The 6,385-nt window shown below is 72.5% G+C and carries 6 protein-coding genes; 1 reads left to right on the plus strand and 5 read right to left on the minus strand.

Features of this window, described 5'->3' with window-relative positions; translation table 11 throughout:
- Positions 1-56: 56 nt before the first annotated feature.
- Genes CQZ88_RS10655 through CQZ88_RS10665 form a run of 3 tightly spaced genes read right to left on the minus strand, consistent with a single transcriptional unit; the run spans position 57 to position 3,356 of the window.
- Complete coding sequence (locus CQZ88_RS10655) at positions 57-725, minus strand: response regulator transcription factor (protein ID WP_006932871.1); 669 nt, start codon at positions 723-725, stop codon at positions 57-59.
- Complete coding sequence (locus CQZ88_RS10660) at positions 722-2,161, minus strand: sensor histidine kinase (RefSeq protein WP_006932869.1); 1,440 nt, start codon at positions 2,159-2,161, stop codon at positions 722-724. The genes CQZ88_RS10655 and CQZ88_RS10660 overlap by 4 nt, the downstream gene beginning before the upstream one ends.
- A 19-nt stretch (positions 2,162-2,180) precedes the next feature.
- The gene (locus CQZ88_RS10665; protein WP_006932868.1) at positions 2,181-3,356 is read right to left on the minus strand and encodes an iron-containing alcohol dehydrogenase; all 1,176 of its coding nucleotides are present in this window, start codon (positions 3,354-3,356) and stop codon (positions 2,181-2,183) included.
- A gap of 326 nt (positions 3,357-3,682) precedes the next feature.
- On the opposite strand from CQZ88_RS10665, the gene CQZ88_RS10670 reads away from it, so the two are divergent.
- Complete coding sequence (locus CQZ88_RS10670; protein ID WP_230304502.1) at positions 3,683-4,027, plus strand: hypothetical protein; 345 nt, start codon at positions 3,683-3,685, stop codon at positions 4,025-4,027.
- Positions 4,028-4,039: 12 nt separating this feature from the next.
- Here the strand turns inward: CQZ88_RS10670 and CQZ88_RS10675 are convergent, their stop codons facing one another.
- Both CQZ88_RS10675 and CQZ88_RS10680 read right to left on the minus strand, forming a co-directional pair.
- Positions 4,040-4,633 carry a carboxymuconolactone decarboxylase family protein gene (locus tag CQZ88_RS10675; RefSeq protein ID WP_102799731.1) on the minus strand — a complete coding sequence of 198 codons (594 nt, stop codon included), beginning with the start codon at positions 4,631-4,633 and terminating at the stop codon, positions 4,040-4,042.
- Between the two features lie 189 nt (positions 4,634-4,822).
- Complete coding sequence (locus CQZ88_RS10680; RefSeq protein WP_102799732.1) at positions 4,823-6,355, minus strand: VWA domain-containing protein; 1,533 nt, start codon at positions 6,353-6,355, stop codon at positions 4,823-4,825.
- Positions 6,356-6,385 lie beyond the last annotated feature (30 nt).

Below are 6,385 nucleotides of genomic sequence, written 5' to 3' on the forward strand. Positions count from 1 at the left end.
GCTGCGTCCACGCCCGCCCGCGCTGCCCGTGCGCCGGCACGCCCGGAAGGGACCGGTCAGATGAGCCCGCGCTTGCTGGCGGCGTACACGGCCTCGGCGCGACGGCTCACCCCGAGCTTGCGCATGATGTTGCTCACGTGGAACTTCACGGTGGTGCCCGAAATGAAAAGGCGCTCACCGATCTTCGAGTTCGACAGGCCCGCGGCCAGCAGACGCAGCACCTCGAGCTCGCGATCGGTGAGCTGTTCCTGCGGCGTGGTCTGCCCGTTGAGGGACCGCACCACCGCCGCGGCACTGCGCGAGTCGAAGGCGCTCTCGCCGCGCGACACCGCGCGGATGGCGCGCACGAGTTCGGTGGTGTCGACGTCCTTGACGACGTAGCCGCGCGCCCCGGCGTGCACGGCCCGCACGACCAGCTGCTCATCGAGGAACGTGGTGAGCACCAGCAACCCGAGGCCGGGGCGGGCCGCCGACAGCTGCCCGCACAACGCCAGCCCCTCGTAGTCGGAGCCGGCCGAGAGCTTCAGGTCCATCAGCACGATGTCGGGCCGGACCCGGTCCACCAGCGCGACCGCCTCGGCCTCGTGCGACGCCTCGCCCACCACCGCCAGGTCCGGCTCCCGTTCGAGAATCGAGCGCAGCCCTTGGCGCAGGATCGCGTGGTCGTCGACGAGAACGATGCGGACCGTGCGGTTCACCGTCCCGGGAGGGGTTGCCACGTTCATCGCTGTGCTCCTGTCCGCGCCGCGTGTGCCGACGCCGCACTGTTCCCGTTGTTTCCGGTCGCCTCGTCGGCGCCCCGCTCCGCATCGACGGCCGGTTCGGGCACCGGGATGCGCACCGCCACCCGTACCCCGCCGAGGCGGGCGCGGCGCACCTCGAGAGTGCCGCCGAGCTCGTGTGCGCGGGCCTGCATGTTGGCCAGACCGCGATGCCGGCCGTCCCAGTCGTTGTCCGCGGCCAGGCGCAGCATCAGCCGCATCCGGGCCGGGTCCCCGTTGCCGTCGTCGGCGACCGCCAACAGCACCGAGTCGGGCCGGTAGGTCAGCCGCAGCACCACGCGCCGGGCGTTGGCGTGCACCGCGGCGTTGAACAGCGCCTCCCCCGCAATGCGCAGCAGCGAGTGTTCGGCCTCGCCCGGCAGTTCGACCGGCGTGCCGCCCACCCGGACCGTGATGTCGAGTTCGCCCGGCGTGTGCGCGACGCAGAGCTGCTCGAGCATCTCGGGCAGCGACGTGCGATCCGAGTCGGACGGGTGGTTGAGCGCGTAGATCGCCGACCGCAGCTGCTCGACCGCGCGGCGCGTGAGCTCCTTCGCCAGGTCGAGGCGCTCGCCGCGCTCGGTGTCGGGAATGTCGCTGCGGCACACCTCGATCTGCATGCCGGCGGACAGCACGGCCTGGGTGACGCTGTCGTGCAGCTCCCGCGCGATGCGGTGGCGTTCCTCGTCGAGCGCCTGGTGCCGGTGGGCGGCGCCCAGCTGCCGTTGGGTCAGCTCCAACTGCCGGAGCGTGGCCTCGAGTTCGGCGTTACGGGCCTGCAGGTCCGCCGCCGCCCGGTTCGCCTCCTGGTAGGCCTGCTCCGCGCGCTCGAGCAACAACTGGCCCCGCTGATAGAGCGCGGAATTCTGCAGCGCCACCGCGGTCTGGCTGGCGAGGATCGACAGCACGGCGTGATCGGTGCCGTCGAGCGTGCGGTGCTCCGGGGTCCACGCGGCGATCGCGCCGGCCACTCCGCCGCCGAGGACGATGGGCACGAACGCGTGATGGGTGTCGACGGCCGCGTCCCGGCCGATCGACCCCGACCGGATGTCCTCGAGGCAGCGCACGACGTCGTCCGGCAGGGGCGGTCCCTCGACGTTGTCGACGAGGAACGGGGTGGCGTCGGGGCCGAGGACCAGGCGGCGCGGCCCCGCGTCGGGCAGGGTGCCGTCGGTGAGGGCGAAGACCACCCATCGGGCGCTCAGGTGGGCGCGTGCCGCCTCCGCCACGGCGCAGATCAGGGTCTCGGGGCCCTCGACGGTGCGCACCAGGGCACGCGAGATCAGCTCGAGCGCATGCACGACCCGCTCGAGGCGTTCGGCAGCCCCGCGGTACTGGGGATAGAACGTGGGCTTGCCGGAGCGCAGGCCGGTCAGCCGGGACAGGTCGGGCGCGGTCACCGGGCACCGCCCGCCCCGGTCACAGCGCCGCCCGGAACAGCGCCACCATCTGCTCGTGGGTGGCCTCGCGCGGGTTGGTGGACATGCACGCGTCGCGCAGCGCGCCGGCGGCCAGGCGTTCGAGGTCGGTCGCCTGCACCCCGAGTTCCCGCAGCCCCCGCGGCACCCCGACCTCCCGGGCGAGCCGTTCGACCCGGTCCGCGACGGCGAGTGCCGCTTCGACGGCCGGGCCGCGGTGCTCCTCGAGTCCGAGAGCGGCGGCGATCGCGACGAACGGCTCGGGATCGGACGCGGCGTTGAACCGGATGACGTGCGGGAGCAGCACCCCGTTGATGACGCCGTGCGGCAGGTCGAGCAGGCCCCCGACCTGGTGGCTCATCGCGTGCGCGGCGCCGAGGATCGCGTTGGTGAAAGCCAGGCCGGCCTCGAGGCTGGCCTGCGCCATGATCGACCGGGCCGCCATCTCCTGCGGGTCCTCGATCGTGCGTACCAGCGTGTCGGTGACGAGCCCGACGGCACGCAGGGCGTGGTGGTCGGTGAGCGGGTTGTGGGCGCGGGAGACGAAGGCCTCCACGCCGTGGGTCAGGGCGTCCAGCCCGGTGGCGGCGTTCAGGTCGTCCGGCATGGTCGTGAGCAGCCGCGGGTCGATCACGGTCAGGTCCGGGACCAGCGAACGACCGATGATGGTGATCTTGGTGCCGCGGACGGTGTCGGTGACGACGCAGAACTGGGAGACATCGGCGCCCGTGCCCGAGGTCGACGGCACCACCACCATCGGCGGGATCGGGGCCGCCGCCCGGTCCACGCCCTCGTAGTCGAGGATGCTGCCGCCGTTGGCGGCGAGCACCGCGATGCCCTTGGCGGCGTCGATCACCGAGCCGCCGCCGAGCGCGACGAGCACGTCGCAACCGTGGGCCCGGTACGTCTCGTGCCCGGCCGTGACCTCGTGGTCCTTGGGATTGGGGGTGAGGTCACCCCACACGATCGGGGTGAGTCCCTGCTCGACGAGGTGGCCGCGAAGCTCGTCGGCCCAGCCGGCCTCGATCAGGCCCGGGTCGGTGACCAGCAGGGGCCGGACCGCGCCGAGCCGCACCGCCGCGTGCGCCGCCTCGACCAGTGAACCGATCCCGAACACGATCTCCGGGGCGTGGAACTTGGCCAGCGTCGTCGCGGTGTGCTCCGATGCGACGGCCACTACGCACTCCTGACGATCCCGATTGCTGTGATCCAGCTTACGTGGCTTCGAGCCTAGCCCCTCCACGACGGGGCGGCACCGGGCCGAACGGCAGGTGCGGTACCTGCCCGATCGGGTAGGTACGCCCGAGTGTGCCCGGGAGCCTCCGGACGCCGGCCGCGGGGTGAATACGAAGTGAATGCCACCACCGCGTACCACGCCGGAACGGGACATATAGGATGCACGTCGCAGGGGTGGACCGGATACGCAGGAAACGGGCTGCGCACCGGCGGAAACAACCCTGGGAGAGCATCATCGACGGCCGATGGATCGTGTGGTGGCACGAGGTGGACGGCGTCACATGGCACGTCCACGACACCGAGACCGCGGCGCTCGACTCGGCGTACCGGGCGCTCCACTCCGATCGGCGGGTCGGGGATCCGGTCATCGAACGCCCCAACCGCACCCTGGTGCTGGGCAGTGAGTTCGCCGCGTACGTCAGGGCGCGGGAGGACGCGGAGGGCCGCCTGGCGATCCGCGGCACCCACCGGGTCGAGATCCGGTACCCGCTCGGCGTGGACCGGTGGATCTCGCAGGGGTGGACGTCGGAGCGGCTCGCACGGGCGAACTACGACGAGGCCCTCGAGCACTTCCGCCCCGACCGGGTCCGGCTCACGAAGCGCGACCACTGATCCCCCGCCGGCCTACCTGGCGAACTCCACGATCGGCGCGCGGCGCACGCCGGAGATCGAGGCGTGCACGACGGACATCGGCAGGAACGCAAGGACGATCAGCAACATGGCGACCTCGTACGCCACGCTGCTGCGCGGATCCGGATTGCCCTTCAACCGGCCGCGGAGCGCGGTCCATGCGATTCCGTGGGCGTTGCCGACCATGATCGCCCGCACCGCCCCGAGTATCCCCTCGGCGGCGGACTTCCCGTAGACATCCACGAGACGGTGCCACGACTCGGGCGTGGGGTTGCCCCGGGTGTCGGCATAGTGCTGGGCGAACAGGACCGCGGCGACCTCGGAGTCGGGAACGTCGTCGAGGACCCCCGACAGGATGTTCCGGATCTCGGCGCTGCTCATTCCGGCCTCGAGGGCCATCTTCGTGTGGGCGTAGGAGCAGGCGCCGCAGCCGTTCACCTCGGTCACCGCCAGCATGATCCGTTCGACGAACTCGGGGCTCAGCTCGGCGCGCTTCCTGGCACCGATCAGGTGCTTCATCGATCGAACGCCCCGGTAGAAGATCCAGTAGGCCTCACGGATCGAATAGTGCTTCTTCGCGAACTGCATCGTCGTCTTCCTCAACTGTGCCCGGGATTCCGATGTGCCGGAGCACTCTCCCGTAAGCCGGCCGGTCCGCCGGCGGTGGCGTGGGCGGACGGCGCACACACACCCCGGGGGGTATTTACCGGTCCATGGTAACCATCGGCCGTTCCCCCGCCGGAGCGGGGCCGGAGGCGGCCGGCACGGGGCGCGCACTCAACGCAGTGCGTGCCCGAGCTCCGCCGCGCGGGAGAGCAACTGGGCGGCGTCCCGGGCGACGACGACGCGATCGCATTCCGGCGCGTACTCGGGCATCGCGCACGTTGCCTGGGCCCAGTAGCGCTGCGGTTCCGGGGTGACCCAGGCGAGCCGGTGCACGCGACGGCGCAGGTCCGCGAGACGGTCGGCGCGGGAGGGCAGGCCGTTGCAGCGGCCGTCGCCGACGACGAGCACGCTGGTGCGCGAGTCGACGATCCCGGCGTGCTCGGTGAGCAGCTCGTCGAGGACCCGGCCGTAGTCGCTGCTCGCCTCGAGGTCGAGGCCGGGGTGCGCCAGGACCGCGGCGAGGGCGCCGTCACCGGTGCTCGCCAGCAGCTCCCGCGTCACGTCGACGGGCCGGTCGACGAAGGCCAGGACCCGGCAGCGGTGGGCCCGGCCGTGCATGGCCTGGGCCAGGCGCAGCGTGAACGCGGTGATCGGGCGCACCGACAGGGACACGTCGGCCAGGATCAGCAGCCGGACCCGGTCCGGACGCGGGGCGCGGACGATCAGGTGGAACGGTACGCCGTCGGTGCGCATCCCGGCGCGGGCCGTGCGGCGCATGTCGAGGCGGCCGCGGCTGAACTCGCGCGGCACCGGCCGGGCCGGTCCGCGCATCCGCCGCAGCACCTCGTGGCACGCCAGCTCGATCTCGGCTCGGGACGCGACGTCACCGGCGGTGTCGGGGGCGTCGGGTTCGCCGTCCGGCAGCGGGCCGCCGAGTCCGGCCTGGGACAATGCCGCGACGAACGCCTCGACGGCCTCGACGAGCCGGTTCAGCTGCGCCGCGGTGAGCGGTTCGTCGGCCTCGTCGTCGCCGTAGGCACGACGCGGATCGTAGGCGTCGAGCCACGCGAGGATGGATTCCGGATCGTCCCAGGACAGCGAGCCGACCACGGCGGCCCCGGGATTCGCGGCCAGCTCGCCGACGGCGGCGGCGCCGGCCCGATCCACGTCGACGGTGTAGGTGACCCCGCGCCGCCCCGAGTCGGCTCCGGTGTCCACGGACAGGGCGGCGTCCGACGACGTCATGGAGACATCGTCGTCGTCCTTGTGCGGATTGAAACCCTTGTCCGCCTCGGGGGTGTCGAAGTGGTCGCCGACCTCCGCGGCACGATCGTTGTATTCGGCGTAGCGGGCGATCTCCGGATCGTCGTCGAGTTCGAGCGCGGTGGGCAGGGCCTCGGCGAACTGCGCCCGGGGCGTGGACTTCTCGCCCGCGGCCCCGGCCGCATCCGTCGCCGCGAACAGCGCGTCGAAGGCCCGGTCGAAGCCGGGCTGCTCGTGCGGGTACTTCGCGCACACCGCACGCAGACAGGCCCGCAGGACGTCGCGGTCGCGGGCCCCGACCAGGCCGAGCACGCGGCGCACCTCCATGGTCTCGGCGGGCGAGGCCGACACCCCGTGCCGGCGCAGCAGGCGCCCGAACACGGCGGCGACCACGTCGAGGGGATACGAGGTGCGCATCGTCGCCAGCGGCGTCACGGGCATCGCGTCACCGCCGCGCGCCGATGCCGACGC

The sequence above is a fragment of the Rhodococcus sp. ENV425 genome (assembly GCF_002887785.1).
Lineage (GTDB): Bacteria > Actinomycetota > Actinomycetes > Mycobacteriales > Mycobacteriaceae > Rhodococcus > Rhodococcus aetherivorans.